Here is a 25,806-nt window from a genome sequence, read left to right as displayed (position 1 = left end):
TCCCTTTCAGCGCGCCAGGAAACCCGTGTCGGGGGAAGGGAAACCGTGCTGAGTGGAAGGGAAACCGTGCTGGGTGGAACGAAAACCTTGTCGCGTGACTGCTTCCACGCCGTGCCGTCGCGACCTCGCTGTGCCGCACCCACCTCGCAGTGCCGCTGCGCCATGGCACCCCGGCGAGGCGACCGGACCGCGGCACGGCAGGGTCGCGTCGGCATGGCGAGCGCGGACCCGAGTCCTTGCATGCGGAAGGGAAACCTTGCCGGGTGGAAGGTAAACCTTCCGGGGTGCATGGAGGTGGGGAGAGCACACCGTCTCCCCGGGCACGGGGCGGCCCGCCCTCCCGGCACCAGAGCGTCCACGTGACCTCCCCGGGCGCCGGGCTCCTCACCCCGGAACATCCACGAGACCCCGGCTCGGAGCCGGGGTCTCGTGGACTTCTCGGGGTGACCCCGAAAAATCGAGGTCGCGGAGGGGTCAGGCGGTCGAGGATGACGCGCCGCGCACGACCTCGCCGTCGGTCGCCGCCGGCGCGGCCGAGGCTCCCGACGCCCCCGAGGCGCCCGACGCCGCCGACGCCGTGAAGCGCTGGAGCAGCGCCTGCAGGTCGACGCCCGTCGTGTTCTCGAGCATCGCCATCGTCTGCGTCAGGTTGTCCGTCACCTGCTTCGGCAGCGCCGCCGCGCCGTCGGTCGAGACGACGGTCAGCTTGTCGATCGCCGCCATCGGGGCCGCGACCTCGCGGGCCACCTGCGGCAGCACCTCGACGAGCATCTGGAGCACCGCCGCCTCGTTGTACCGGGCGAACGCGTCGGCGCGCTTGTTCATCGCCTCCGCCTCGGCCTGACCGGTCGCGAGGATGGCCGACGCCTGCGCCTCGCCCTCCGCGCGCGTGGCCTCGGCCTGCGCGACACGCAGCGCCTTGTCGGCCTCACCACGGCGCGAGCCCTCGATGGCCTCGGCGTCGGCGAGCGCCGTCCGTCGCGCCTTCTCGGACTCACCGGTCAGGCGCGCCTTCTCGGCGTCGGCCTGCGCGGCGGCGATGCTCGCGGCCTTGCGGGCCTCGGCCTCGGCGATGGCGGCGTTGCGCGAGGCCTCGGCCTCCTGCTCGACGCGGTAGCGCTCGGCGTCCGCCGGCTTGCGGACCTCGGTGTCGAGCTGGCGCTCCTTGAGCGCGGCCTGCCGCACGGCGACCTTCTCCTGCTCGGTGAGGATGGCCTGGTCGCGGTCGGCCTGCGCGAGCGGACCCGCCGCGGCGGCCTGCGCCTGCGCGGCGTCGGTCTCGGCCTTGATCTCGGCCTGCTTGAGCGCGAGCTGCCGCTGGCTGATCGCGATCTCCTGCTCCGCGACGATGCGCGCCTGCTCGGCCGCCTGCCGGGCGTTGGCCTCGGCGATGGCCGCGAGCTGCCCGACCTTGGCCGACTCCGGGCGCCCGAGGTCGGAGAGGTAGGTGCCGTCGTCGGTGATGTCCTGGATCTGGAAGGTGTCAAGGACCAGGCCCTGGCCGGTCAGCGACGACTCGGCCTCGTCGGCGACGCGTTGCGCGAAGGCGGCGCGGTCGCGGATGATCTGCTCGACGGTCAGCGAGCCGACGATCGAGCGCAGCGAACCGGCGAGCGTCTCCTGGGTGAAGGTCTCGACCTCCCCCTGCTGCGAGAGGAAGCGCTGCGCCGCGGCGCGGATGGAGTCCTCGTTGCCGCCGACCTTGACGATCGCGACGCCGTCGAGGTTGAGCTTGACGCCCTGGCCCGACACCGCCCCGCGGATCTGGACCATGATGCGCCGGCTCGAGAGGTCGAGGATGTGCAGCCGCTGGACGAAGGGGATGACGAAGATGCCGCCGCCCATGACGACCTTCTGCCCCGAGAGGTCGGTCGAGATCTCGCCGGTCTCGGGGTTGCGCACCTCCTTGCCCTTGCGCCCGGTGACGATGAACGCCTCGTTGGGTCCGGCCACGCGGTAGCGCGACGCGACGACGAGGCCGCTGAGGACGACGAGGAGGACGAGCCCGAGAACCGAGATGAGCCCGGTCGAGACGTCTAGCCCGAACATGGGTGCCTGGCCTTTCCGGGCGCACTCGGCACCCGTGTCTGTGGGGTGACGACATGGACGCGGCGGACGGCCCCCCGGTTCCGGCCGACGCGTGGGTGCGGGGTGCCGGTCAGTCCGTCCGGCGGGCGACGGTGACGGCGGTGGGGCTGAGGACCCCGGTGACGACGATGGCCGCGCCGCTGGGGAGCGGCTCCGCGGCGCGGGCGTTGAGGCGGGTGATGTGGCCGGCCGCCACGACGCTGACCATCCCGTAGCCCTCCGCCGGGACGGGCTCGACGACCGTGCCGGTCAGCCCGACGAGGCCGGCCGTGCGCACGGTCGCCTCGTCACCGCCGCGCATGAGGCGGCTGCTGGCCCATCCGGCACCTCCGCCGGCGGCGACGCCCGCCAGCACCCCGGCGCCGATGGCCACGCCGCTCGGTGCGCCGGCGTCGAGGACGAGGGCGCCGACGAAGCCGAAGGCCGCGAGGAAACCGGCGACGGCCAGCCCGGAGAGGAAGTCGGGGCCGATGCCGTCGAGGAAGCCGTCGACGAGGTCACCGACGACGAGCGAGACGACGAGCAGGAGCAGGCCGACCCCTCCGATGACGAGCATCGTGACCTGCATCCGTCGTGTCCTTCCCGCCCCCGGAGCGCGACGCGGCCGGTGCGCGCCCTCGTGTCCGGCGACCCTACCGGGTGGCGTGGAGCGGCGCCGCGGGTCTCAGATCTTCGTGAGGCGCGTGAAGGGGCTCGTGACCCGGGCACGCTGCGCGCCGAAGTCGACGAGGACGGCCGCGGACTCGAGGACGATGACCTTGCCGAGCCCGAAGCGGTCGTGCGTGACCCGGTCGCCGACGGCGAAGGTCTCGACCGGGGACTCCACCGCCTGGACGAACGGGCTGCGCGCGGAGTAGGTCGTGGGGCCGCTCGGGCGTCGTGACGTCACGACCCCAGTGTCCCCCGGATCCGTCCGCGACACGCCGACGGGGGGTGCCGGGTCCGGGACCGCCCCGGACCCGGCACCGCTCACGCGTGCGGGAAGGACGTCTTCGCCGGGGCCTCGAGGTCCGCGCGGTGGTTGCGAATGAGGTCGAGGTTGCGGTCGCGCAGGTGGTCGAAGCCCTGCCCGACGTTCGAGCCGGGGGTCAGCGAGGCCAGCGCCTCGGCCGGGTCGAGCCGCGCGGAGACCCAGCCCTCGTGCGAGGCGGCCTTCGCGGCGATGTGCCCGATCGGCGTCACGACGTGGCTGTTGCCGAAGTAGTGCACGCCCGCGGCGTCGGTGCCGGTGGCGTTGGCCCCGATGACGTAGACGTGGTTGTCGTACGCCCGGGCCCGCGAGGTCAGCTCCCAGACGTCGGCCGAGCGCAGCAGCGCCGACGGGCGGGCGATGACCTCGGCGCCCTGGACGGCCTGGATGCGGGCGAGCTCCGGGTAGTCGCCGTCGAAGCAGATGATCATCCCGATCCGGCCGAGCTCGGTGTCGACGACGGTCACGGTGTCGCCGGGGGTGACCCAGCCGCCGCCGGCGACCGACTCGGAGCAGAACGGGTGCGTCTTGCGGTAGATGCCCCGGACCTCGCCGCTGGGGTCGACGAGCACCGACGCGTTGTAGACGACGTCGGGGCTGGGGCCGCGCTCGTAGGTGCCGAAGACGAGGTGGATGCCGAGCTCGGCGGCCAGGTCGGTCAGCCGTTGGGTGATGGGGCCGGGCAGCTCGGAGACGAGCTCCCACAGCTCCTCGGTCGGGCAGCCGGGGGTGAACCCGGTCGTGCAGGACTCGGGGAGGACGACGAGCTCGGCGCCGGTCGCCTCGACGCAGCGGCGCGTGTACTCGACGCAGCGGTCGATGTTGGCGGTGACCGTCTCGGCGGTCAGCGGGGCCGCGACGGGCGCGACCTGGACGGCGGCGGCGGTGAAGGCGCGCATCAGCGGGCCCGTCCGATCCGGGCGCCGAGCGCGACGCCGACGAGGGCGATGACCGCTCCCGCGACACCGGCGAGGACGAGGTCGCGCGCCGAGGCGGCGCCGCCTCCACCGACGCCGCCCGAGCCGGGCGCGGAGGCCGCCTTGCCGACGAAGGTGGTGCCCACCGGCGCCTCGCTCGGCACGGCGACGGCGTCGGCGGACGCGCCGGGCGGTGCGATGACGGGGGTGGCCGGGCCGTCGCCGGCGATGTCGGCGTCGAGGGCGTTGAAGAACTGGCCGGCCATCTTCTTCGTGACGCCGGCGAGCATCCGCTGGCCGACACCGCCGATCGTGCCGCCGACGGTCGCGTCGGCGTCGTAGGAGAGGTCGGTGCCGCCGTTGGCCGCCGGCGAGAGCGTGACGCGCACGTCGGCGTCGATGGTGCCCGGCGCCCCGGAGCCGTTGGCGCGCAACGTGAGCGCCGAGGGCTTCTCCATGTCGGTCAGCGCGACCTCGCCCTGGTAGGTGCCCTTGATGGCCGCGACGCCGGCGGTGACCGTCATCGCGTAGCGGTCCTCGCCGACGGTGCGCAGGGCCTCGCAGCCGGGGATGCAGCGGGCGAGGACGGCGGGGTCGAGGATGGCGGCCCAGACCTGCTCGACGGGGGACTCGAGGGTGGACGAACCGGAGATCTTCATGACGCACCTTCCAGGGCGGCGGGGACGGACGAGTGCTGCCGGCGCAGCTCCCACAGCTCGGCGGGGCTGATCGGCATGGAACGGATGGGGAAGCCCTCGGCGTCCTCGACGGCCGAGGCGATGACGGCGGTGACCGGGATGGTCCCGGCCTCACCGGCTCCCTTGAGCCCCAACGGGTTGAGGGGCGAGGGGGTCTCGAGGTGGTCGGTCTCGACGTGGGGGACCTCGGACGCGTACGGCACGAGGAAGTCCATGAACGAGGCGTTGAGCAGCTGGCCGCCCTCGTCGTAGACCATCCGCTCGTAGAGCGCGCCGCCGACGCCCTGCGCGACACCGCCGTGGACCTGGCCCTCGACGATCATCGGGTTGACCATGACGCCGCAGTCGTGGATGACGCAGTAGCGCAGGATGCGGATCTCGGCCGTCACGGGGTCGGTCTCGACGACCGCCGCGTGCATCCCGTTCGCGAACGTCGCCTGGGTCGGCGAGTAGAAGTCCTGCCCCTCGAGCCCGGGCTCGTCGTCGTCGGCGACCGGCGGCTTGTCGGGGTCGAACGTGCCGGCGAACTGGGTGGCCGCCTGGGCTGCCGTGTCGAACGCGTAGCGCAGCGGGTTGGACATGACCGCGATGGTCTTGAGGTCGATGCTCGTGCCGGGCGCGCCCTTGACCGAGATGACGCCGTCGGTGATCTCGAGGTCGTCGGGGGAGACCTCGAGCGCGTCCGCCGCGATGCGGAGGGCCTTGTCGCGCACCACCTTCGCCGCGAGGGCGACGGCGTTGCCGGACATCACGGCGCCGCGCGAGGCGAAGGTGCCGACCGCGTACGCCATCCGCCGGGTGTCACCGGTCGTCACGTGGACGTCCTCGAGGCGCACGCCGAGCTGGTCGGCGACGATCTGCGCGAGCACCGTCTGGTGGCCCTGGCCCTGGGTGGTCAGGCCGGTCGCGACGTTGACGCGCCCGTTGGTCTCGACCTGCACGTGGCCGCCCTCGTAGGGGCCGACCCCGGTGCCCTCGACGTAGCAGCCGATGCCGAGCCCGACCTTGCGCCCCTCGCGCGCGGCCTGCTCGCGGTAGGCGGCGAAGTCGTCCCAACCGACGAGGTCCTTGAGCTTGGCCAGCGACGCCGGGAAGTCGCCGGAGTCGTACTTGAGCGGGCGGCCGTCCTGGAACATCAGGCCGTGGTCGTACGGCATCTCGTCGGGCTGGATGAAGTTGCGGCTGCGGACCTCGGTGCGGTCCAGGCCGAGGTGCGCGGCGATGGCGTCCATCGTCCGCTCCATCGCGTAGCAGCCCTGGGGGCGGCCGGCGCCGCGATACGGCGTCACGAGAACGGTGTTCGTGTAGAGCGACCAGAACTCGACGCGGTAGGCGCCCGGCTTGTAAGGGCCGAGCAGCTGGGTCGCCGTGATGATCGGGACGATGATCCCGTAGGGCGTGTACGCGCCGTTGTCGTGCCAGAAGCGGACGTCGAGGGCGAGCAGGCGGCCCTCGTCGTCGAAGCCGACGGTGACCTCCTGGAGCTGCCCGCGCTCGTGCGCGCTCGAGACGAAGTGCTCGCGGCGGTCCTCGGTCCACTTGACGTCGCGGCCGAGCCGGCGCGCCGCCCACGGCACGAGGACCTCCTCGGGCCACGGGTGCATGATCTTGACGCCGAAGCCGCCGCCGACGTCGGGGGTGACGACCTCGACCTTGGCCAGCGGCATCTCGAGCTTCGCGGCGACGGCCGCGCGCACCCCGGTGCTCGTCTGCGTCGAGGAGTAGAGGCGCAGCGACGCGTCGTCGGCGTCCCAGCGCGCGTAGACGCCCTTGCCCTCCATCGGCATGCAGGCGCTGCGCTCGATCTCGAGCTCGAGGGTCAGCGTGTTGGGGGCGGCCGCCATCGCCGTGTCGACGTCACCGACCTCCTGGAGCAAGTTGGCCGCGACGTTGCCCGGGGCGTCGTCGTGGACGAGGCGCTCCGCGGCGCGGGCGTTCTCGAGCCCGACGACCGGCTTGAGGGTCTCGTACGTCACCTGGATGCGCCCGCAGGCGTCCTCGGCGACGTAGCGGTCGCGGGCGACGACCATGACGACGGCCTCGCCGACGTGGTTGACCTCGCTCTTCGCGAGGCAGTACCCGGTGCGCGGGTGGGTCAGCGCGGGGTGGGGGATGAGGACCGGCAGCGGCTCGCCGACGCGCCCGTCGAGGTCCTCCCACGTGTAGATGGCCTCGACGCCGTCGAGCTCCCACGCGTCGTCGATGTCGATGTCGACGATGCGCGCGTGGGCGTGCGGGCTGCGGACGAACGCGGCCTGCAGCGCGCCGAGCCCGAGGTCATCGAGGTAGCGGCCGTTGCCGGTGAGCAGCCGCGGGTCTTCGCGGCGCTGGACCGGCTCGCCGACCTGGCGGGTGGTCATCGGGTCTCCCCCTCGCGCTCGCGGACGATCTCGGAGGCGCGCACGACGGCCTTGACGATGTTCTGGTAGCCGGTGCACCGGCAGAGGTTGCCCGAGATGGCCTCCCGCGCCTCCTCCGGGGTCGGCTGCGGGTTCTCGTCGAGGTAGGCGGTGATCGTCGTGACGAACCCCGGTGTGCAGAAGCCGCACTGGAGCGCGTGGCACTCGGCGAAGGCCTGCTGCACCGGGCTGAGGTTCGCCGGGTCGTTGCCGATGCCCTCGACCGTGGTGATCTCGTGCGCCTGCGCGGTGACCGCGAAGACGAGGCACGCGCGGGCCGGCTCGCCGTCGAGGAGCACGGTGCACGCACCGCACACCCCGTGCTCGCAGCCGACGTGGGTGCCGGTCAGGCCGAGGTCGTGGCGCAGGAAGTCCGACAGCAGGCGGCGCGCGGGCGCGCTCGCCGTCCGGCGGACGCCGTTGACCGTCAGGGTGATGTCGAGCTTCTGCTCCGTGGCGGCGTCCGTCATGCCGCTCCCTCCGTCGGGGTGGTCGTCGTGGTCAGGACCCGCCGGGTGAGCTCGGCGGCGAGCATCCGCCGGTAGTCGGCGGGGGCGTGGATGTCGGACTCGGGGTCGACGTGGGAGCGGACGAGCTCGACCACGTCGTCGAGGGGGAGGTCGTCGGCCGACCGGCCGGCGAGCGCCGGGCCGAGGTCGAGCACGTCGGGCACCGGGGTGACCGAGACGAACGACGCGCGGGCCGAGGTGACGACGTCACCGTCGAGCGCGACCGCGAGGGCGACGCCGGCGAGGGCGTAGTCGCCCGAGCGCCGGGCCGACTCGACGAAGCCCGTGCGGGTGCCGGCGGGCAGCCGGCCGAAGCGCACGGCGACGACGAGCTCGTCCTCGGCGAGGGTGGTCTCGAGCGGGCCGGTGAAGAAGTCGGCGGCGGCGATCTCGCGCCGGCCACGCGGCCCGGCGGCCTCGACGACGCCGTCGGTGAGGACGGTGACGGCCGGCATCTCGCCCGAGGGGTCGGCGTGGGCGATCGAGCCGACGGTCGTGCCGCGGGTGCGGATGGCCGGGTGGGCGACGTTGCGCAGGGCCTGGCGCAGGAGGGGGAGTGCGGCGGCCGCGCCCTCGTGCCGCTCGAGCCCGGCGTGCCGGACGAGGGCGCCGACGCGCACGTGGGTGTCCGTGACCTCGACGGTGTCGAGGCCGGCGACGCCGTTGACGTCGACGAGGTGGGCCGGCGAGGCGAGGCGCATCGAGAGCAGGGGGATGAGGCTCTGGCCGCCCGCGAGCACCTTGCCGTCGTGCCCGACGTCGCCGAGGACGGCGACCGCCTCCTCGAGCGTGCGGGGTGCGTGGTGGACGAAGGGGGCGGGCTTCACCTGGTCGATCCTGCCTCTCGGGTGGGCGCCGCGGTAGGGGCGGGCCGGTGGGTGGGGTGGGGTGTGCGGGTCGTCCGGGAAAAGCAGTGCGCCCCGCCCGGTGCGGTGCCCGGGCGGGGCGCACGTGGTCGGTCAGGGGCGGCTGTCGCGCCCGGGGTCGCGGGGGCCGCGGCCGCCGGGGTAGCCGTCCTGGTAGAGGTCGTCGATGCCGTCGCTGTCGCCGTACACGTGGTCGCCGACCGCGACGAGCGTGCCCTCGGCGTCCTTGCGCAGCTCGGCCGGGGCGAGGGCCCGGGCCAGGTGCCAGCCGGCGACCGTGACGATGGTGCCGAGCGCGATGCCGCCGAGCGAGAAGTCGTCGGTCACCTTGAGCTCGACGTTGCCGATGCCGATGATGATGCCCGCGGCGACCGGGACGAGGTTGATCGGGTTGCCGAAGTCGACCCCGTTCTCCTTCCAGATCTTCGCGCCGAGGAGGCCGATCATCCCGTAGAGGACGACGGTGATGCCGCCGAGCACGCCGCCCGGGACGGACGCGACGAGGGCGCCGAACTTCGGCGAGAGGCCGAAGAGGAGCGCGACGATCGCGGCGACGTAGTACGCGGCCGTCGAGTAGACGCGGGTCGCGGCCATGACACCGATGTTCTCGGCGTAGGTGGTCGTCGGCGAGCCGCCGACCGAGGTCGCGATGACCGTGCCGACGCCGTCGGCGGCGATCGCGCGGCCCATGACCGGGTCGAGGTCGGCGCCGGTCATCTCGGCGACGGCCTTGACGTGGCCGGTGTTCTCGGCGATGAGGGCGATGACGGCGGGGAGGACGAGCAGGATCGCGGTGGCGGAGAAGCTCGGCAGGTGCCACCCGACGACCTCCTTGCCGTCCGCGGCGACCATCGTCTGGCTCGGGAAGCCGAACCACGCGGCGTCACCGACGCCCGAGGTGTCCCAGCGCAGGTGGGTCGTCGCCTCGGTGGCTCCGCCGAGCACGGAGGTGATCTGGCCGACGGTGTTGTCGAGGACCCACGAGAGGAGCGTGCCGAAGACCAGCGCGAGGAAGATCGCGACGCGGCCGATGAAGCCTTTGAACGCGACGGCGACGACGATCGTGAAGAGCATCGTGAGGAAGCCGACCCACTGGTCCTGGGGCCAGTAGATGCCGGCGACCACGGGGGCGAGGTTGAAGCCGATGAGCATGACGACCGCGCCGGTGACGACCGGGGGCAGCACCTCGTGGAGGACGCGCGAGCCGAGGAAGTGGATCGCGACGCCGACCGCGGCGAGGACGAGGCCGGCGACGAGGATCGCGCCGGTGACCTCGGCCGAGTCGCCGCCCTGGGCGCGGACGGCCGCGACGCCGCCGACGAACGAGGCGGAGGTGCCCAGGTAGCTCGGGACCTTGCCCGAGACGATGAGGAGGAACGCGATGGTCGCGATGCCGCTCATCATGATCGCCAGCTGGGGGTTCAGACCCATGACCAGCGGGAAGACGAACGTCGCGCCGAACATCGCGACGACGTGCTGGGCGCCGAGCCCGATGGTGCGACCCCACGAGAGGCGTTCGTCGGGGGCGACGACCTCACCGGGGCCGAGCGACGCGCCGTCGCCCTTGACCTTCCATCCGAGACCGAGGGACATGCGGTGACCTCTTTCGCCGGGGCCGCGTCGGTGACGCCGCTCACAGGGTTTGTGATACCGGGAACCTAGTGACCGGTGTGGGAGGACACCCTCAGCAATCTTTGACAGCCGGATGCCGCTTCGGTTGGCAACCCGGTGTCGGTGGGCTCGCGGTGTCACGCGCGCGGGTCGGTCGTGTGACGCGCGCGTGTCCACCGGCGTGTCGGGCGGGCGAGGATGGCCGGGTGCACTCCGTGGAGCTCCTCCTCGACGACGCCGGCGACGCGGCCGTCGTCGCCGAGTGGAGCGCCCTCGCCGACGCGGGCCTGCCGAGCCAGGCGCAGCACCGCGGGGCGTCCAACCGCCCGCACGTCACGCTCGTGACGAGCGATGGATGGCCCGGGCGCGAGGCGGTGGCCGACGCGCTCGCTTGCCTGCCGCTGCCGACCCGGCTGGGGGCGCCGATCGTCTTCGGGCGGGGGCCGTTCGTGCTGGCCCGTCTGGTCGTGGTGACCGACGGGCTGCTCGGGGTACACGCCGCGCTGGCGCGCCTCGTGGCCCCGGTGTCCTCGCCGCTCGTGGAGCCGGGCCGGTGGGTCCCGCACGTGACGCTCGGCCGGCGGCTGTCGTCATCCCAGGTGGGGGAGGCGCTGGCGCTGCTCGGCGACGGGCCGGGCGAGGTGGTGTTCGAGGCCGCGCGGCACTGGGACTCCGTCGCCCGCGAGACCGAGGAGCTCACCCCGCCCCGCGGCCCGGCCGGCGCCCGTAGCGTCGACGGATGACGTCCCGCCGCTTCGACTTCGCGTTCGACCCCCGCTACCGGATCGCGGGGCTGCCGTTCGGCGTGCTGCCGGCGACGACGTGGGTCGAGGTGGGCGGCGGGCGGCTGCGGGCGCGGTTCTCGTGGTGGACCCTCGACACCTCGCTCACCAATGTGGCGGGGGTGGAGCAGTCGGGCGGCTACGCGTTCGTCAAGACCGCCGGTCCGCCGCACCTGTCGTTCACGGACCGGGGCGTCACCTTCGCCACCAACGGTGAACGGGGCGTCTGCGTCTCGTTCCACGAGCCGGTCCCGGCCATCGACCCGACCGGGACCATCCGGCACCCCGGCGCCACGTTCACGGTCGTCGACCCGGACGGCTTCGAGGCCGCCCTGCGCGACGCCTGATGATGTCCGTGGGGTCAGAGGCCCGCGGGCTACGCGTGCGGCATCGCCGACAGCGAGGACGGGGACCGTGGATGCGTCGCTGAGGGTCGAGATCTTCGTGGCCGACCTGGACGAGACCGTCAGGTTCTACGAACGGCTGGGCTTCGGGACGACCGGCCGGTCGGACGGGCCGCCGCGGTACGCGGCCTTCCGGATGGGGCGCGCACGGATCGGTGCCGCCGAGGCGCCGGCCGTCGACCCGGTCCGTCGAGCGGTCCCGGCCGGTGCCGAGATCGTCATCGACGTCGACGACGTCCGTGACGTCCGGGACCGGGTCGTCGGTGCCGGCCTCCCACTCGCCGAGGACCTGCAGGACAGGCCGTGGGGCCTGCGGGACTTCCGCCTGAGCGACCCGGACGGCTACTACCTGCGGTTCACCAGCCGTCACTGAACGCCGGACGTGGCCACGCCGGAGCTGCCGACGGTCCACGGTGCGTCGTGTCAGAAGGGGGGTGGGGCGATGACCCGGGAGGTGTCTGCTCGGCGCGATCGAGGGTGCGGCCGGAGCGCGCAGGTCATCGGGACCAGTGGGCGGATGACGTGGACGCGGCAGGCGGGGGCGGGGAGCTCGTGCTCGAGGTGGTGCTCGAGGGCCGAGTGGGGGCCGTCGGGCAGGGCGAGCCGGGGCCTTCGGCGGGGCGGCGGCTCGGCGTCGGTCCCGGTGTCCGGCAGCACGGTGAGACCGAGCCGGTCGGGCGGCTGGGTGGTCCGGACCCGGCCCGTGGGGTCGGTCCAGGTCATCGTGGCGTCGGGATGGAGGACGGCCCGCCAGCCGGGGCGCTGCTTGGTGCGGTGGTGGCGGCGGCAGAGGCAGGCGAGGTTCGACGCGCGGGTGGGCCCGGCGGGGAACGGGACGACGTGGTCGAGGTCGCAGAACCGGGCGGCGACGTGGCAGCCGGGGAAGCGGCAGTGCTGGTCGCGGTCGCGGACGAAGGCCGCCAGCCGGACACCGGGTCGGTAGGCCGCGGTGGCGAGGGCGCCGTCGGGGTCGACCGGCGCACCGCTGGACGGGTCGCAACGGAGGAAGGGTGTCGAGTCGGCAGCCTCGGCGCCGCTGTTGCGTTCGAGGACCGTGGCCAGCCATCCGCGGGGGACGAGGACCGGGTCGCCGGGGCGCAGGCCGGTGACCTCGACGAGGTCGGAGTCCGAGCCGGCAGCGAGCGGCGCCATCGAGTTCCGTTCGGCGACAACGGCGGAACCGACCGGGGTGGCGAGGCTGACCCGGAGGTCGATGGTGGCCTGTCCGATGACGAGGTCCGTGAGCGCCTTCGCGCGGGCGCGGTCGATGCGGTCGCAGACCCCGTCGGCGACGTACTGCTGGGCGAGCCGGTCGATGGCGGCCCAGGCCGCGCAGGCCTCCTCGGACGGGAAGGTGCCGTGCCAGGTGTCGACGCCCGGCTCGTCGACCCACCGCTGCAGGGAGGACTCGGAGCGGGCACGGACGGCGCGCTGCCGGAGCAGGTCCGGCGAGATGCGGGCAAGGGCGCGCCGGACCCGCCGGCGCAGCGCCGGCGCGGCCTCGCGGTCGAGGTGCTCGTCGATGGTCGCGACGACCGTCGCCGCCACGTCGGCGGGCACCTCCTCGAGCTCGTGGGCGACGACCTGGGCGCGGAAGGCGTCGAGCCGGCCTCCGCCCATCGCGTCGTGCAGCCCGCCGAGGCCGGTGTGGGTGCCGGTCCCGTCCGGACCGTCGGCCGCGCGCCGCACGGCGTCGCGGACCCGACGCTCCGCGGCGACGGACGAGAGGCACAGGACACCGGAGACGATGGCCGGCGCGTCGAGGGCGACGTGCCCCGGCGCACGACGGCGCTCGACGACCGTGCCGTCCTCGGCCACGTCCGTCTCCACGGCAGCCAGGGCGACGATCGCGCTGTCCTGCAACGCCGTCACGACGTTGGCGAGGGACTGGAGCTCGCCGACGAGGGAGGCGCAGTGCTCGAGCGAGCCACCGACCGGAGCCGGGGAGTGGACCCCGTCGAGAAGCTCGCGGGCGGCGCGCACGACCGCTGTGACCTGTGTCGGGTCGACCATGAGCACCCCCTCGTTGCGATGGCCCCAGTCTATCGAAAGCGTGTTCGAGAGGCAAGGGCTAGAGGGGCCAATCTTGTTGTCGGTCAGTCCTTTCCGTCACTTTCAGGGGCGTCCGCCTGGATGGGTGGCGCCGGTGCGGGCCAGGCGTTGGCGTCGGCCCGTTCCGCCCGTTCGGCGGCAGATGAAGACGGGCGGCCGGGCAACCCCGCCGTCACTGGGGTGACGCGGAAACTGGCGCTGGACGCGGATGTATCCGCGTCCGCGGGCGATTGCTGCGTCATCACGGTGACGACGCGGAAACTGGCGCTCGTCGGCGTGGGCGGTGACTCTCCGGCCCGGCCATAGGGGCCTGTGGCACACCGGACGAGGCCGCGCGGCCCGCTGCGACCCGCCGACCTCCAACCGGCAGCGTCCGACTGTCAGAGGCCCTTCATGCGGTGGACGCGCAGCGCGAGGGCGAGGGTGAGGCGCAGCTGGGGATCGGTCGTGAAGGGGCCGAGCATCCGCTCGAGCTTGGCGATGCGGTAGCGCAGCGTGTTGTAGTGGAAGAACAGCCGGCGCGCGGTCTCGGCGACGTTGAGGTTGGTGTCGATGAGCACCGACAGGGTGTTGCGCAGGTCGGCGTTCTCGGGGACGTCGTCGGTCGCGAGCTCGCCGAGGCTCTCGGTGACGAACCGCCGCAGGTCGGCCGAGTCGGGGACGAGCGCGAGCAGGCGGTAGATGCCGAGCTCGTCGAAGTGCGCGAGCCCGGAGTCGCCGTGCACCTGGCGGCCGACGTGCACCGCCGTCAGCGCCTCGTCGTAGGCGCGGGGCAGGTCGGCCGGCGAGGTGACGAGCCGCGAGACGCCGGTGGTGAAGGTGCGCCTCCCACCGCCGCCGTCGCCGCGGACGACCCGCGCGAGCTCCGCCACGGGGCGCAGCACGGCCTCGGTGTCGGCGTCCTCGTCGACCGGCAGGAGCACGACGACCTCCTGGCTGAACCCCGCGACCGCCACCGAGGTGTCGCGCGAGCGGACGGCCTGGGTCCACGCCCGGACGAACCGGTCCTGCAGCCCGCGCACCTCCTCGGCGCTGCGGGTCGTCGCCGAGTCGTCCTCGTCGGTCTCGGCGGCGACGACGACGAGCGGCCGGTCGACCCGCCACCCGAGGGACGCCGCGTGCGAGGCGACGTCGGCGGGGTCGCCGGCGCGCCCGGCGAGGGCGTCGCGCAGGAACTCCGCGCGGTACTTGCCCTCGACCGCCGCGACCGCCTGCTCCTTCGTGATGGCCAGCGCCGCCACGGTCGCAGCCCGCTCGAGCATGTGGACGTCGGTGCGGGACAGGGCCGGACCGGGGGAGTACGCGCCGAGCATCCCGAGGTCGGACGAGCCCGCGACGATGCGCACGAAGGCGCGGGTGGGGTCGGCGCCGCGGTCCGGGTCGCGCCAGCCGACGGGCTCGTCCTCGACGAGCAGGCGCCCGGTGCGGTCGAAGCAGGCGAGGTCGGTCACGTCGGCGACGCCGTCGAGCGAGCCCGCCTGCGACAGCAGGCGGCCGTCGGTCGTCGTCACGGTCGCCGCGCCGCCGAAGAACCCGGCGACGGCCTCGGCGACCTGCGCCAGCCCCCCGCCGTCGAGCACGACGTGGACGAGGACGCGGTGCACCTCGTCCTCGCGGGCGAGCAGGGCCCGCTGGTGCTCGACGAGGGCGGCGAGCTCGACCGGGTCCGCGCTCTGCTCCGGCGGGACGGCTGGCAAGGTCTGTGCGCGATCGGGCCCATCGTTGGCAACTCTGACCATCCGGGCACTCTAGCGGCGTCACTAGCGTCTCGGTATGCCCATCCCGGACCCCACCGCCGCGCCCCGCGTGCTGGCCGGTGCGGTCTCGCCGCTGACCGCCGACCTCGTCCACGGTCCGCCCCGACGCGCCGAGGTGCTCGCTGCCGGCCGCGTCGGCGTCTACCTGCGGCTCGACGGGCGCGTCCTGCCGGTCCTCGGCCCGGACGCCGTCGCCCTCCCGTCGGCCCTGCGGGTCGCCGAGCCCGTGCACGTCGCCGCCCTCGCCCCGGGGGACGGGGTCGTCGTCGGCGAGGGGACGGTGCGCCTGCCCTCGGCCACGGTCGTCGCGCGGCGCACCTGGCGTCCGGCGCGCGTGCCGGCCGGACGCCTGTGCAGTGACCTCGGACGGGTCGTCGCGCTGCTCGCCGCCGCCACCGCGGATGCTCCGGGGTGGCTCGTCGACGGCGTCGCCCACGCCGTGCACCGCGCCGAGCCGGAGGTCGCCGTCCGCGCCCTCGTGGGCCGCGGCCCCGGGCTCACCCCGAGCGGGGATGACGCCCTCGCCGGCGCCCTCCTCCTGCACCGTGCCGCCGGCTCCCCCTCCGACGCGCTCGCCGCCGCCGTCCGCGCGCGGCTCACCGCGACGACGGCGGTCTCGGCGGCCCTCCTCGAGGGCGCCGTCGACGGCTGGGCCGCCCCCGACGTCGTCGCGCTCGTCGCCGCCGTCGCCCGCGCCGACGCCGCCGGCGTCACCACGCACCTGCCCGCCGTCCTCGCGGTGGGCCACACCTCCGGCCGCGACCTCGTCACCGGGCTCGCCGCCACCCTCGCCGCCCTGGCACCCACCGGAAGGATCGCCGCATGACCGTCCACGTCGAGCTCCGTCGAGGGGCCTACCACGACTCGGTGAGCCTCATGCAGGTCTCCCGCAGCGTCGCCGGCGCCCCGGGGGTGCAGGCGGCCCAGGTCGCGATGGCCACCGAGCTCAACGTCGACGTCCTGCGCCAGATGGGTTTCGAGGTGCCGGCCGACGCCGGGCCCAACGACCTCGTCGTCGCCGTCCGCGCTGATGACGAGGCCGGCGTCGAGAGCGGCCTCGCGGCCGTCGAGGACGCCCTGCGCGCGCTCTCCGCCACCTCGTCCGACACCGGTGCGGCCGACGAGGTCCCGCCGGCCACGCTCGGCTCGGCCATCCGCCGGGCGGGCGCCGGCCTCGCCGTCGTCTCGGTCCCCGGCGCGCACGCCGTCACCGAGACCTACGACGCGATCGCCGCCGGCGCGTCGGTGATGCTGTTCTCCGACAACGTCTCCGTCGAGGACGAGGTCGCGCTCAAGGACGCCGCTGCTGCCGCCGACGTCCTCGTCATGGGGCCGGACTGCGGCACCGCGCTCGTCGGCGGGGTCGCGCTGGGGTTCGCCAACGTCGTGCGCCAGGGCCCGGTCGGCATCGTCGCCGCGTCGGGAACCGGTGCGCAGCAGGCGATGTGCCTCCTGGAGGCCGCGGAGGTCGGCGTCAGCCACTGCCTCGGCGTCGGCGGCCGCGACCTCAAGGCCGCCGTCGGTGGTCGCTCCACGCGGCAGGCGCTGCGCGCGCTCGCCGAGGACGCGTCGACCGAGTGGGTCCTCGTCGTCTCCAAGCCCCCGGACGACGCCGTGCTCGAGACCGTCCGGGCGGAGGCGGCCGACCTCGGCCTGCGCGTGCACTGGGCGACCCTCGGCGCCGGCCGGCCGGACCTCACCGCCGCCGTCGAGCAGGCGCTCGCCGCGGAGGGCGTCACCGTCCCGACCTGGCCCGCGACGACCGCCACCCCCGAGGACGCCGGCCTCGCCGTCGGCCCGGCCCTGCGCGGTCTCTTCTGCGGCGGGACGCTCGCCGAGGAGTCGCTGCTCGTCGCCACCGGGACGCTCGGGCCGATCGCGTCCAACCTCGGCCACGAGCCGGCGCTCGGCGCCGACCTCGCGGCCACCGGGCACGTCGTCGTCGACTTCGGCGCCGACGAGCTGACCCGCGGCCGGGCCCACCCGATGATCGACCCGACCCTGCGGATGGAGCGGATCGCCGCCGAGGCCGCCGACCCGACCTGCGGTGTCCTCCTGCTCGACCTCGTCCTCGGGCACGGCGCGCACCCCGACCCCGCCGGCGAGCTCGCCGACGCCGTCCGCGCCGCCCGCGACACGGCGCACGCCGACGGCCGCGCCCTGCCGGTCGTCGTCTCCCTCACCGGGACCGACGCCGACCCGCAGGGTCGCAGCCGCTGCGCCGAGGCGCTCGCCGCGGCCGGCGCGTCCGTCTTCCTGTCCAACGCGGCGGCCACCCGGCACGCCGTCTCCCTGCTCGGAGGTGCCCGATGACCGCCCCGCTCCGCGGCCTGCTCGCTGCCGACCCCGTCGTCGCCACCTCCGGCGTCGCGCTCTTCGCCGACGCCCTGCGCGACCAGGCCGTGCCCGTCACGGACGCCGGCTGGCACCCCCCGATGCCCGGCACCGACGGCGCCCTCGCCCGGGTCATGGCCGACCCGCGCCGCGAGGAGGCCAACGCCACCGCCCTGGCCCGGATGACCGCGGCCGAGGCCGTGCTCGTCGACGTCGCCCCCGCCTCGGAGGCCCTCGGCCTCGAGCGCGGCACCTTCCTCCACGCCGGGCCGCCCATCACCTGGGAGCGCGCGTCCGGGCCGCTGCGCGGGGCCCTCATCGGCGCGGTGCTCCTCGAGGGCCTCGCCGACACCGCCGAGGACGCCGAGCAGCGCCTCGCGGCAGGCGAGTTCGAGCTCGAGCCCTGTCACCACCGTGGCGCGGTCGGTCCGATGGCCGGCGTCGTCAGCCCGTCGATGTGGACCTACGTCCTGCGCGACGAGGTGCACGACAACACCTCGTGGTGCTCGCTCAACGAGGGCCTCGGCAAGGTGCTGCGCTACGGCGCGTACGGCCCCGAGGTCGTCGAGCGCCTGCGCTGGATGGGCGACGTCCTCGGACCGATCCTGCGACAGGCCGTCCGCAGCACCGGTCCCATCGACATCCGCGCGATCGTCGCGCAGATGCTCCAGATGGGCGACGAGGGCCACAACCGCAACCGCGCCGGCTCGCTCATGCTCCTGCGCGACCTGCTGCCCGGGATGATCACCGCCGACGCGTCCTCGACGGACGTCGCCGAGGCCGTGCGCTTCTCGGGGGCGAACGAGCACTTCTTCCTCAACCTCGGGATGCCCGCCTGCAAGCTGGCGACCCTCGCCGCCGAGGGCATCCCCGGGTCGAGCGTCGTCACGACGATGGCGCGCAACGGCACCGACTTCGGCATCCGCGTCTCGGGCACCGGCGACCGCTGGTTCACCGGCCCGGCGAACACCCCGCAGGGGCTCTTCCTCGGCGACTACGGTCCCGAGGACGCCAACCCCGACATCGGCGACTCGGCCATCACCGAGACCGGCGGCATCGGCGGCTTCGCGATGGCCGCCGCGCCGGCCATCGTCCGGTTCGTCGGTGGCGACGTGCCGTTCGCGCTCGCGGCGACCCGACGGATGTACGAGGTGACCGTCGGCGAGCACCCGGTCTACCAGGTGCCGGTGCTCGGCTTCCGCGGGACGCCGGTCGGCATCGACGTGACCAAGGTGGTCCGCACCGGCGAGCTGCCCCAGATCAACACGGGGATGGCCGGCCGCGTCGCCGGCACCGGGCAGGTCGGCGCCGGTCTCGTCATGCCGCCCGAGCAGTGCTTCACGCAAGCCGTCGAGGCCCTCGCGGAGGCCGTCCCCCGCTGACCGGCAGCCCGGCCTGCCGCGGTCAGCCGCTCGTCGCGTCGAGCAGCTGGAGCAGGTCGTGCGCGGCCAGCTCCACCTCCTTGTGGCGCCACTCCGACGCCCGGTACACGCACGCGATGAGCGCGCTGCGGTGCACGCGGCGGAAGTCCCCGGCGACGAACGCGTAGCGCGCCTTCGTGCCGTCGGTGGCGCCCTCGGTCAGGCCGAGGTGCCACGCGGCGTACTCCGGCCAGGTGTGGCGCTCGAGGAAGGCGTTCTGGGCGGCGGCGTCCGGCTGGACCGCACCCCAGTCGCTGTCGAGCACGTACTGGTGGGCCGCGATGCGCGCCCGCGCGTGCTCCACCGCCTCGTCGTTGACCCGGTAGACCGCCACCTCGACCACGCTAGCCGCGCGAGGGGACGTACGGCGTCCGGTCGCCGACGGAGGTCGTGCGCGACCGGCCCCATCCGGACCCCCGGACAGCTCCGAACGACTCGTCGTGACCGGCTCCTGGCAGAGGAGGACCGGCCACGGGTGCCGGTGGGGCGGCGTTGCAGAGGGGCCGCCCCACCGGTGCTCCCGTGCCCGGCGTGGTCCGGACGTCGTCCCCACCCCCGTCGCGTCGATGGGAGGATGGCCGGGTGAGCGCCACGACACTCGACGGCAAGGCCATCCTCGCGACGATCAAGGACGAGCTGCGCGCCCGCGTGGCCGCGCTCGCGGAACGCGGCGTGGTGCCCGGGCTGGGCACCGTCCTCGTCGGTGAGGACCCCGGCAGCCAGTGGTACGTCGGCGCCAAGCACCGGGACTGTGCCGAGATCGGCATCCACTCGATCCGCCGCGACCTGCCGGCGACCTCGTCCCTCGACGACGTCCTCGGGGTCGTCCGCGAGCTCAACACCGACCCGGCGTGCACCGGCTTCATCGTCCAGCAGCCGACCGGCCTCGACGAGAACGCGATCCTCTCGGCGGTCGACCCGGCCAAGGACGTCGACGGGCTGCACCCGACGAACCTCGGATGGCTCGTCCTCGGTGAGCCGGCACCCCTGCCGTGCACCCCCGTCGGCTGCATCGAGCTCCTGCGCCGCTACGACGTGCCGATCGCCGGCGCGAAGGTCGTCGTCGTCGGCCGCGGCCTGACCGTCGGCCGCCCGCTCGGGCTCATCCTCACCCGGCGCTCCGAGAACGCCACCGTCACGCTCTGCCACACCGGCACGCGTGACCTCGCGGCCGAGGTGCGCCAGGCCGACATCGTCATCGCCGCGGCCGGTGTGCCCGGCATCGTCACGGCCGAGATGGTCAAGCCCGGCGCGGCCGTGCTCGACGTCGGCGTCTCGCGGATCGTCGACGAGGAGACCGGCAAGGGCCGGGTCGCCGGCGACGTCGCCGACGACGTGTGGGACGTCGCGGGCTTCGTCAGCCCCAACCCCGGCGGGGTCGGGCCGATGACCCGCGCGATGCTCCTCTCCAACGTCGTCGAGGCCGCCGAGCGCGCCGCCGGGCTGCACCCCGGGGGTGGCTGAGGTGGCCGCTGCCGGCACGCACCCGATGGCGGCCAAGACGTGGACGGCCGCCCCGGTCGTCGCGCTCGTCGCCCTCGCCCTCACGTGGGGCCGCGACATCGGCACGCTCGTCGTCGTCCTCGTCGCGATCCTCCTGGCCCTCGCGGTGCTCGCCGCCGTCCACCACGCGGAGGTCGTCGCGCACCGGGTCGGGGAGCCGTTCGGCTCGCTCGTCCTCGCGGTCGCGGTGACCGTCATCGAGGTCTCGCTCATCGTCACGCTCATGCTCAGCGGCGGCGACGAGGCGGCGACGCTCGCGCGCGACACCGTCTTCGCGGCGGTGATGATCACCGTCAACGGCATCATGGGCCTCTCCTTGCTGCTCGGGGCGCGGCGCTTCGGGTTCGCCCGGTTCAACGCCGAGGGCACCGGGGGAGCGCTGGCGACGGTCGCGGCTCTGGCCGCCACCTGCCTCGTGCTGCCGACGTTCACCACCGGCCAGCCCGGCCCGGAGTTCACCGGCCCGCAGCTGGTCTTCGCCGCCGTCGCCTCGCTCAGCCTCTACGCGGCGTTCGTCGTCACCCAGACCGTCCGCCACCGCGACTTCTTCCTGCCGGTCACGAAGCAGGGCAAGCCGGTGACGGAGGAGGACAGCGACGACCACGCCGACCCGCCGACGAACCGCGAGGCGACCGTCTCGCTCGTCCTCCTGCTGCTCTCGCTCGTCGGGGTCGTCGGGCTGGCGAAGATCGAGTCGCCGGCCATCGAGTCTGCGGTCCTCGCCGCCGGGCTGCCGGTGTCGTTCGTCGGTGTCGTCATCGCGCTGCTCGTGCTCCTGCCCGAGACGATCGCGGCGGCCAACGCGGCGCGGCGCGAGCGCATCCAGGTCTCGCTCAACCTCGCGATGGGGTCGGCCATGGCGTCGATCGGCCTGACCATCCCGACCCTCGCGGTGGCGTCCATCTGGGTGCCGACGCCGCTGCACCTCGGGCTCGGGCCGACCCAGATCGTCCTGCTCTCGATCACGATGGTCGCGGCGGTGCTGACCGTCGTGCCGGGTCGTGCGACGCGGCTGCAGGGCACGGTGCACCTCACCCTGCTCGCGGCCTTCCTCTTCCTCTCGATGTCCCCCTGACACCCGTCGAGCGAACAGAACACGCCGTGCAGCCCGAGGGCCGCACGGCGTGTTCTGTTCACTCGACGGGGTGAGCCGCCGGAGGATCCGGGCTCAGATGAGGCCGAGCTCCTTGACGGCGTCGCGCTCACCGACGAGCTCGGCGACCGAGGCGTCGATGCGACCGCGCGAGAACTCGTCGATCTCGAGGCCCTGGACGATCTCCCAGCGACCGCCGGAGACGGTGACGGGGAAGGACGAGATGATGCCCTCCTGCACGCCGTAGGAGCCGTCGGAGCGGACGGCCATCGACACCCAGTCGCCGTCCGGCGTGCCCTCGACCCAGGTGCGCGCGTGGTCGATGGTCGCCGACGCGGCGGAGGCCGCCGAGGAGGCGCCGCGGGCGTCGATGATGGCGGCGCCGCGCTTGGCGACCGTCGGGATGAAGGTGTTCTCGAGCCAGTCCTGGTCACCGACGGCCTCGGCCGCGTTCCGGCCACCGACCTCGGCGTGGAAGAGGTCGGGGTACTGGGTCGCGGAGTGGTTGCCCCAGATCGTCATCTTCCTGGTCTCGGTCACCGGCACGCCGAGCTTCGCGGACAGCTGCGAGATGGCGCGGTTGTGGTCGAGGCGGGTCAGCGCCGAGAAGCGCTCGGTGGGGATGTCGGGCGCGTTGCTCATCGCGATGAGGGCGTTGGTGTTCGCCGGGTTGCCGGTGACGGTGATGCGGATGTCGTCGGCCGCGACCTCGTTGAGGGCCTTGCCCTGCGGGGCGAAGATGCCGCCGTTGGCCTCGAGCAGGTCGCCGCGCTCCATGCCCGGGCCGCGCGGGCGGGCGCCGACGAGGAGGGCGTGGTTGACGCCGTCGAAGACCTTCGTCGCGTCGTCGCCGATCTCGACCTTCGCGAGGGTCGGGAAGGCGCAGTCGTCGAGCTCCATGACGACGCCCTCGAGCGCCTTGAGGGCCGGGGTGATCTCGAGCAGGCGCAGCTCGACGGGCGTGTCCGGCCCGAGCAGCGCACCGCTCGCGATGCGGAACAGGAGGCTGTAGCCGATCTGGCCGGCGGCGCCGGTGACGGCCACCTTGACGGGCGTGGTGCTCACGGATGTAACCCCTTCGGACGAGCGAGTCTGGATGTCGGTTCGACGCTATCAGCGCGGCGCCCGACGCCCGTAGGCGCGGCCGGGTGGGGTTGGCCACTCCCGCCCGGCCCCGTGCGCAGCCGGCCGGGAGGGGCCGACTCCGTCAGCGGGGCGCGTCGGGGTCGACGCCGTCGGCGACGCGGACGTCCTCGGCCTCGATCTCGCCGGAGATGTCGCGGTCGCGGCGGTCGACGCCGGTGATGAGGTGGAAGGTGGCGCCCGCGATGGCCGCCCCGAAGATCGGCGCCAGCCAGAAGACCCACAGCTGACCGGGCGCACCCGCACCGTTGAAGAACGCCACGCCGGTCGAGCGGGCCGGGTTGACCGAGGTGTTGGAGATCGGGATCGAGACCAGGTGGATCAGGGTGAGCGCCAACCCGATCGCGATGGGCGCGAAGCCCTCGGGGGCACGCGAGTCCGTCGCGCCGAGGATGACGTAGACGAAGACGGCGGTGAGCAGCGCCTCGGCGACGAACACCGCGACGAGCGAGTAGCCGCCGGGGGAGTGCTCGCCGAAGCCGTTGGCGGCGAGGTTGCCCTCGGCGCTGAAGCCGTCCTTGCCCCGGGCGATGCCCCAGACGGCGAGGCCGCCGAGCAGGCCGCCGACGACCTGGGTGACGACGTAGGCCGGCACGTCGCGCCACTCGAAGCGCCGGGCCACGGCAGCGCCGATGGTGACCGCCGGGTTGAAGTGCGCTCCGGAGACGTGCCCCACGGCGTAGGCCATCGTCATGACGGTGAGGCCGAACGCGAGCGCGACCCCGACGAAGCCGATGCCGAGCTGCACGCTCTGGCCGGCGACGACGTTGGGCGCGAGGTAGGTCGCGGCGAAGACGGCCGAGCCGCAGCCGCCGAACACGAGCCAGAACGTGCCGAGCAGCTCCGCACCGAGCCGCTGCACCATCGTGGGGGTGGTCATGGCGCTCAGTGTGGCGCGTCACGGGCGCGGACGCACGGGTCCGTCGAGGGTGCGCCGGTCGTGTCGTTCCCCGCGGCGACGGCGCCGGACACGGCGGAGGCCGGGTCCCACCGTCGTGGTGGGCCCGGCCTCCGGCGTGGTGGCGCCTGCGGTCAGCGCTCGAGCGCGTCGAGGATGCCGTTGAGCGTGCTGCTCGGGCGCATGACGGACGCGGCCTTCGCGGGGTCGGGACGGTAGTAGCCGCCGATGTCGGCCGGCTTGCCCTGCACCGCGAGGAGCTCGGCCTCGATGGTGTCGGTCTGTGCGACGAGCTGCTCCGCGACGGGCGCGAACACCTGCGCGAGCTCGGCGTCCTCGGTCTGCGCAGCGAGCTCCTGGGCCCAGTAGCGGGCGAGCCAGAAGTGGCTGCCGCGGTTGTCGATCGAGCCGACCCGGCGCGCCGGGGACTTGTTCTCGTCGAGCAGCGTGCCGGTGGCGCGGTCGAGGGCGTCGCCGAGAACACCGGCGCGGGCGTTGCCGCGGTCGGCCTCGTGGCGGAAGGACTCGGCCAGCGCGAGGAACTCGCCGAGGCTGTCCCAGCGCAGGTAGTCCTCGGCGACGAGCTGCTGGACGTGCTTCGGGGCCGAGCCGCCGGCGCCGGTCTCGAAGAGGCCGCCACCGTTCATCAGCGGGACGACCGACAGCATCTTCGCGGAGGTGCCGAGCTCGAGGATCGGGAAGAGGTCGGTGTTGTAGTCGCGCAGGACGTTGCCGGTGACCGAGATGGTGTCCTCGCCGCGCCGGATGCGCTCGACCGAGAGCTTCGCGGCCTCGACGGGCGAGAGGACGCGCAGGTCCAGGCCGTCGGTGTCGTGCTCGGGCAGGTAGGCCTCGACCTTCGCGATGAGGTTGCGGTCGTGGGCGCGCGTCTCGTCGAGCCAGAAGACGGCCGGGGTCTGCGAGGCCCGGGCGCGGGTGACGGCGAGCTTGACCCAGTCCCGGATCGGGGCGTCCTTGGTCTGGCAGGCGCGCCAGATGTCGCCCGCCTCGACGTCGTGGCTCATGAGGACCTCGCCGGAGCCGTCGACGACCTCGACGCGGCCGGCGGCCTCGATCTCGAAGGTCTTGTCGTGGCTGCCGTACTCCTCGGCCTTCTGCGCCATGAGGCCGACGTTCGGGACCGAGCCCATCGTCGTCGGGTCGTAGGCGCCGTGGGCCTGGCAGTCCTCGATGACGGCCTGGTAGACGCCGGCGTACGAGGAGTCGGGGATGACCGCGAGGGTGTCGGCCTCCTCGCCGTCCGGGCCCCACATGTGGCCGGCCGTGCGGATCATCGCCGGCATCGAGGCGTCGACGATGACGTCGCTCGGGACGTGGAGGTTGGTGATGCCCTTGTCGGAGTTCACCATCGCCAGGCGGGGGCCGTCGGCGAGGCCCTGCTCGAACGCCGCGCGGATCTCGGCGCCGTTCGGGAGGGCGTCGAGGCCGTCGAGGATGCCGCCGAGGCCGTTGTTCGGCGAGAGGCCGGCGGCCGCGAGGTCGTCGCCGTACTTCTCGAAGACCTCGGGGAAGAACGCCGTGACGACGTGGCCGAAGACGATGGGGTCGCTGACCTTCATCATCGTCGCCTTGAGGTGCACCGAGAAGAGGACGCCGTCGGCCTTGGCCTGCGCGACCTGCTCGCGCAGGAACGCGTCGAGGGCGGCGGCGCGCATCACGGTGGCGTCGACGATCTCGCCCTCGAGTACCTTGAGGCCGTCCTTGAGGACGGTCTCGGTGCCGTCGGCGGCCACGTGGCGGATGGTCAGGGTGTCGTCGGCGGGGAGGACGACGGACTGCTCGTTGCTGCGGAAGTCGTCGGCGCCCATCGTCGCGACGCGCGTGCGGCTGTCGGCCGACCAGGCGCCCATCGAGTGGGGGTGCTTGCGGGCGTAGCCCTTGACGGCGGCGGGGGCGCGGCGGTCGGAGTTGCCCTCGCGCAGGACCGGGTTGACGGCGCTGCCCTTGACCTTGTCGTAGCGGGCGCGGACGTCGCGCTCCTCGTCGGTCTGCGGGCTGTCCGGGTAGTCGGGAAGGGCGTAGCCCTGCGACTGCAGCTCCTTGATGGCCGCCTTGAGCTGCGGCATCGACGCCGAGATGTTCGGCAGCTTGATGATGTTCGCCTCGGGCGTCGTCGCGAGCTCGCCGAGCTCGGTGAGGGCGTCGCCGATGCGCTGCTCCTCGGTGAGGTGCTCCGGGAAGAGGGCGAGGATGCGGCCGGCCAGCGAGATGTCGCGGGTCTCGACGTCGACGCCGGCGGAGGAGGCGAAGGCCTCGATGACCGGGAGGAACGAGTACGTGGCCAGCATCGGGGCCTCGTCGGTCAGGGTGTAGATGATCTTCGTGGCCATGGTCGTCGTC

23 protein-coding genes are annotated in these 25,806 nt (G+C 73.8%); 8 read left to right on the top strand and 15 right to left on the bottom strand.

Annotation, left to right across the window (positions count from 1 at the left end; genetic code table 11):
* Positions 1 to 474 precede the first annotated feature (474 nt).
* From KMZ30_RS18905 to KMZ30_RS18865, 9 genes are all read right to left on the bottom strand, one after another.
* A complete protein-coding gene (locus KMZ30_RS18905; RefSeq protein WP_215514257.1) occupies positions 475 to 2,049 on the bottom strand; it encodes a flotillin family protein in 1,575 nt (524 codons plus the stop codon).
* 109 nt (positions 2,050 to 2,158) lie between these two features.
* Positions 2,159 to 2,656, bottom strand: a complete 498-nt coding sequence (locus KMZ30_RS18900) for an NfeD C-terminal domain-containing protein (RefSeq protein WP_215514256.1) — start codon at positions 2,654 to 2,656, stop codon at positions 2,159 to 2,161.
* Positions 2,657 to 2,752: 96 nt separating this feature from the next.
* Positions 2,753 to 2,977 carry a hypothetical protein gene (locus tag KMZ30_RS18895; RefSeq protein WP_215514255.1) on the bottom strand — a complete coding sequence of 75 codons (225 nt, stop codon included), beginning with the start codon at positions 2,975 to 2,977 and terminating at the stop codon, positions 2,753 to 2,755.
* Positions 2,978 to 3,057: 80 nt separating this feature from the next.
* Complete coding sequence (locus KMZ30_RS18890; protein WP_215514254.1) at positions 3,058 to 3,957, bottom strand: carbon-nitrogen hydrolase family protein; 900 nt, start codon at positions 3,955 to 3,957, stop codon at positions 3,058 to 3,060.
* Complete coding sequence (locus KMZ30_RS18885; RefSeq protein ID WP_215514253.1) at positions 3,957 to 4,634, bottom strand: SRPBCC family protein; 678 nt, start codon at positions 4,632 to 4,634, stop codon at positions 3,957 to 3,959. Before KMZ30_RS18885 ends, KMZ30_RS18890 begins: the two co-directional genes overlap by 1 nt.
* On the bottom strand, positions 4,631 to 7,033 hold the full coding sequence (cutA, locus tag KMZ30_RS18880; protein ID WP_215514252.1) for an aerobic carbon-monoxide dehydrogenase large subunit: 2,403 nt from the start codon (positions 7,031 to 7,033) through the stop codon (positions 4,631 to 4,633). The genes KMZ30_RS18885 and cutA overlap by 4 nt, the downstream gene beginning before the upstream one ends.
* Positions 7,030 to 7,542 carry a (2Fe-2S)-binding protein gene (locus tag KMZ30_RS18875; RefSeq protein ID WP_215514251.1) on the bottom strand — a complete coding sequence of 171 codons (513 nt, stop codon included), beginning with the start codon at positions 7,540 to 7,542 and terminating at the stop codon, positions 7,030 to 7,032. The genes cutA and KMZ30_RS18875 overlap by 4 nt, the downstream gene beginning before the upstream one ends.
* Entirely contained in the window at positions 7,539 to 8,408 is an 870-nt protein-coding gene (locus KMZ30_RS18870; protein ID WP_215514250.1) for an FAD binding domain-containing protein, read from the bottom strand. Before KMZ30_RS18870 ends, KMZ30_RS18875 begins: the two co-directional genes overlap by 4 nt.
* 132 nt (positions 8,409 to 8,540) lie before the next feature.
* Entirely contained in the window at positions 8,541 to 10,040 is a 1,500-nt protein-coding gene (locus tag KMZ30_RS18865; protein ID WP_215514249.1) for a uracil-xanthine permease family protein, read from the bottom strand.
* 224 nt (positions 10,041 to 10,264) lie between these two features.
* Between KMZ30_RS18865 and KMZ30_RS18860 the strand changes: the two genes are divergently transcribed.
* From KMZ30_RS18860 to KMZ30_RS18850, 3 genes are all read left to right on the top strand, one after another.
* Positions 10,265 to 10,801: a 2'-5' RNA ligase family protein gene (locus KMZ30_RS18860; RefSeq protein WP_215514248.1), complete on the top strand. Its 537-nt coding sequence runs from the start codon at positions 10,265 to 10,267 to the stop codon at positions 10,799 to 10,801.
* Positions 10,798 to 11,187: a hypothetical protein gene (locus KMZ30_RS18855; protein WP_215514247.1), complete on the top strand. Its 390-nt coding sequence runs from the start codon at positions 10,798 to 10,800 to the stop codon at positions 11,185 to 11,187. The genes KMZ30_RS18860 and KMZ30_RS18855 overlap by 4 nt, the downstream gene beginning before the upstream one ends.
* A 67-nt stretch (positions 11,188 to 11,254) precedes the next feature.
* A complete protein-coding gene (locus KMZ30_RS18850; RefSeq protein WP_215514246.1) occupies positions 11,255 to 11,617 on the top strand; it encodes a VOC family protein in 363 nt (120 codons plus the stop codon).
* Positions 11,618 to 11,667: 50 nt separating this feature from the next.
* Here KMZ30_RS18850 and KMZ30_RS18845 read toward each other — a convergent pair whose 3' ends face one another.
* Both KMZ30_RS18845 and KMZ30_RS18840 read right to left on the bottom strand, forming a co-directional pair.
* Entirely contained in the window at positions 11,668 to 13,257 is a 1,590-nt protein-coding gene (locus KMZ30_RS18845) for an HNH endonuclease signature motif containing protein (RefSeq protein ID WP_215514245.1), read from the bottom strand.
* Between the two features lie 419 nt (positions 13,258 to 13,676).
* Entirely contained in the window at positions 13,677 to 14,993 is a 1,317-nt protein-coding gene (locus tag KMZ30_RS18840; RefSeq protein ID WP_226903265.1) for a PucR family transcriptional regulator, read from the bottom strand.
* Positions 14,994 to 15,069: 76 nt separating this feature from the next.
* Here KMZ30_RS18840 and KMZ30_RS18835 point away from each other — a divergent pair, with 76 nt between their 5' ends.
* From KMZ30_RS18835 to KMZ30_RS18825, 3 genes are read left to right on the top strand one after another with little or no spacing between them, the layout of a single operon-like run.
* Complete coding sequence (locus KMZ30_RS18835; protein ID WP_215514243.1) at positions 15,070 to 15,879, top strand: oxamate carbamoyltransferase subunit AllH family protein; 810 nt, start codon at positions 15,070 to 15,072, stop codon at positions 15,877 to 15,879.
* On the top strand, positions 15,876 to 17,366 hold the full coding sequence (locus tag KMZ30_RS18830) for an AllF/FdrA family protein (RefSeq protein WP_215514242.1): 1,491 nt from the start codon (positions 15,876 to 15,878) through the stop codon (positions 17,364 to 17,366). Before KMZ30_RS18835 ends, KMZ30_RS18830 begins: the two co-directional genes overlap by 4 nt.
* A complete protein-coding gene (locus tag KMZ30_RS18825) occupies positions 17,363 to 18,769 on the top strand; it encodes a YlbE family protein (protein WP_215514241.1) in 1,407 nt (468 codons plus the stop codon). The genes KMZ30_RS18830 and KMZ30_RS18825 overlap by 4 nt, the downstream gene beginning before the upstream one ends.
* A 22-nt stretch (positions 18,770 to 18,791) precedes the next feature.
* Here KMZ30_RS18825 and KMZ30_RS18820 read toward each other — a convergent pair whose 3' ends face one another.
* Positions 18,792 to 19,142, bottom strand: a complete 351-nt coding sequence (locus KMZ30_RS18820) for a hypothetical protein (protein WP_215514240.1) — start codon at positions 19,140 to 19,142, stop codon at positions 18,792 to 18,794.
* Positions 19,143 to 19,390: 248 nt separating this feature from the next.
* On the opposite strand from KMZ30_RS18820, the gene KMZ30_RS18815 reads away from it, so the two are divergent.
* Both KMZ30_RS18815 and KMZ30_RS18810 read left to right on the top strand, forming a co-directional pair.
* Positions 19,391 to 20,272 carry a bifunctional methylenetetrahydrofolate dehydrogenase/methenyltetrahydrofolate cyclohydrolase gene (locus KMZ30_RS18815; RefSeq protein WP_215514239.1) on the top strand — a complete coding sequence of 294 codons (882 nt, stop codon included), beginning with the start codon at positions 19,391 to 19,393 and terminating at the stop codon, positions 20,270 to 20,272.
* 1 nt (position 20,273) lies between these two features.
* Complete coding sequence (locus KMZ30_RS18810) at positions 20,274 to 21,386, top strand: calcium:cation antiporter (RefSeq protein WP_372447532.1); 1,113 nt, start codon at positions 20,274 to 20,276, stop codon at positions 21,384 to 21,386.
* Between the two features lie 93 nt (positions 21,387 to 21,479).
* Here the strand turns inward: KMZ30_RS18810 and KMZ30_RS18805 are convergent, their stop codons facing one another.
* The 3 genes from KMZ30_RS18805 to KMZ30_RS18795 form a co-directional block, all read right to left on the bottom strand.
* Positions 21,480 to 22,469, bottom strand: coding sequence for a malate dehydrogenase (locus tag KMZ30_RS18805; protein ID WP_215520097.1), 990 nt, complete (start codon positions 22,467 to 22,469; stop codon positions 21,480 to 21,482).
* 142 nt (positions 22,470 to 22,611) lie between these two features.
* Positions 22,612 to 23,427, bottom strand: coding sequence for an aquaporin Z (aqpZ, locus tag KMZ30_RS18800; RefSeq protein WP_215514238.1), 816 nt, complete (start codon positions 23,425 to 23,427; stop codon positions 22,612 to 22,614).
* Positions 23,428 to 23,579: 152 nt separating this feature from the next.
* Positions 23,580 to 25,796, bottom strand: a complete 2,217-nt coding sequence (locus KMZ30_RS18795; protein ID WP_215514237.1) for an NADP-dependent isocitrate dehydrogenase — start codon at positions 25,794 to 25,796, stop codon at positions 23,580 to 23,582.
* Positions 25,797 to 25,806: the final 10 nt, after the last annotated feature.

Source organism: Phycicoccus mangrovi, assembly GCF_018729305.1.
GTDB classification, from domain to species: domain Bacteria; phylum Actinomycetota; class Actinomycetes; order Actinomycetales; family Dermatophilaceae; genus Phycicoccus; species Phycicoccus jejuensis.
This window is presented reverse-complemented; position numbering and strand designations above follow the sequence as displayed.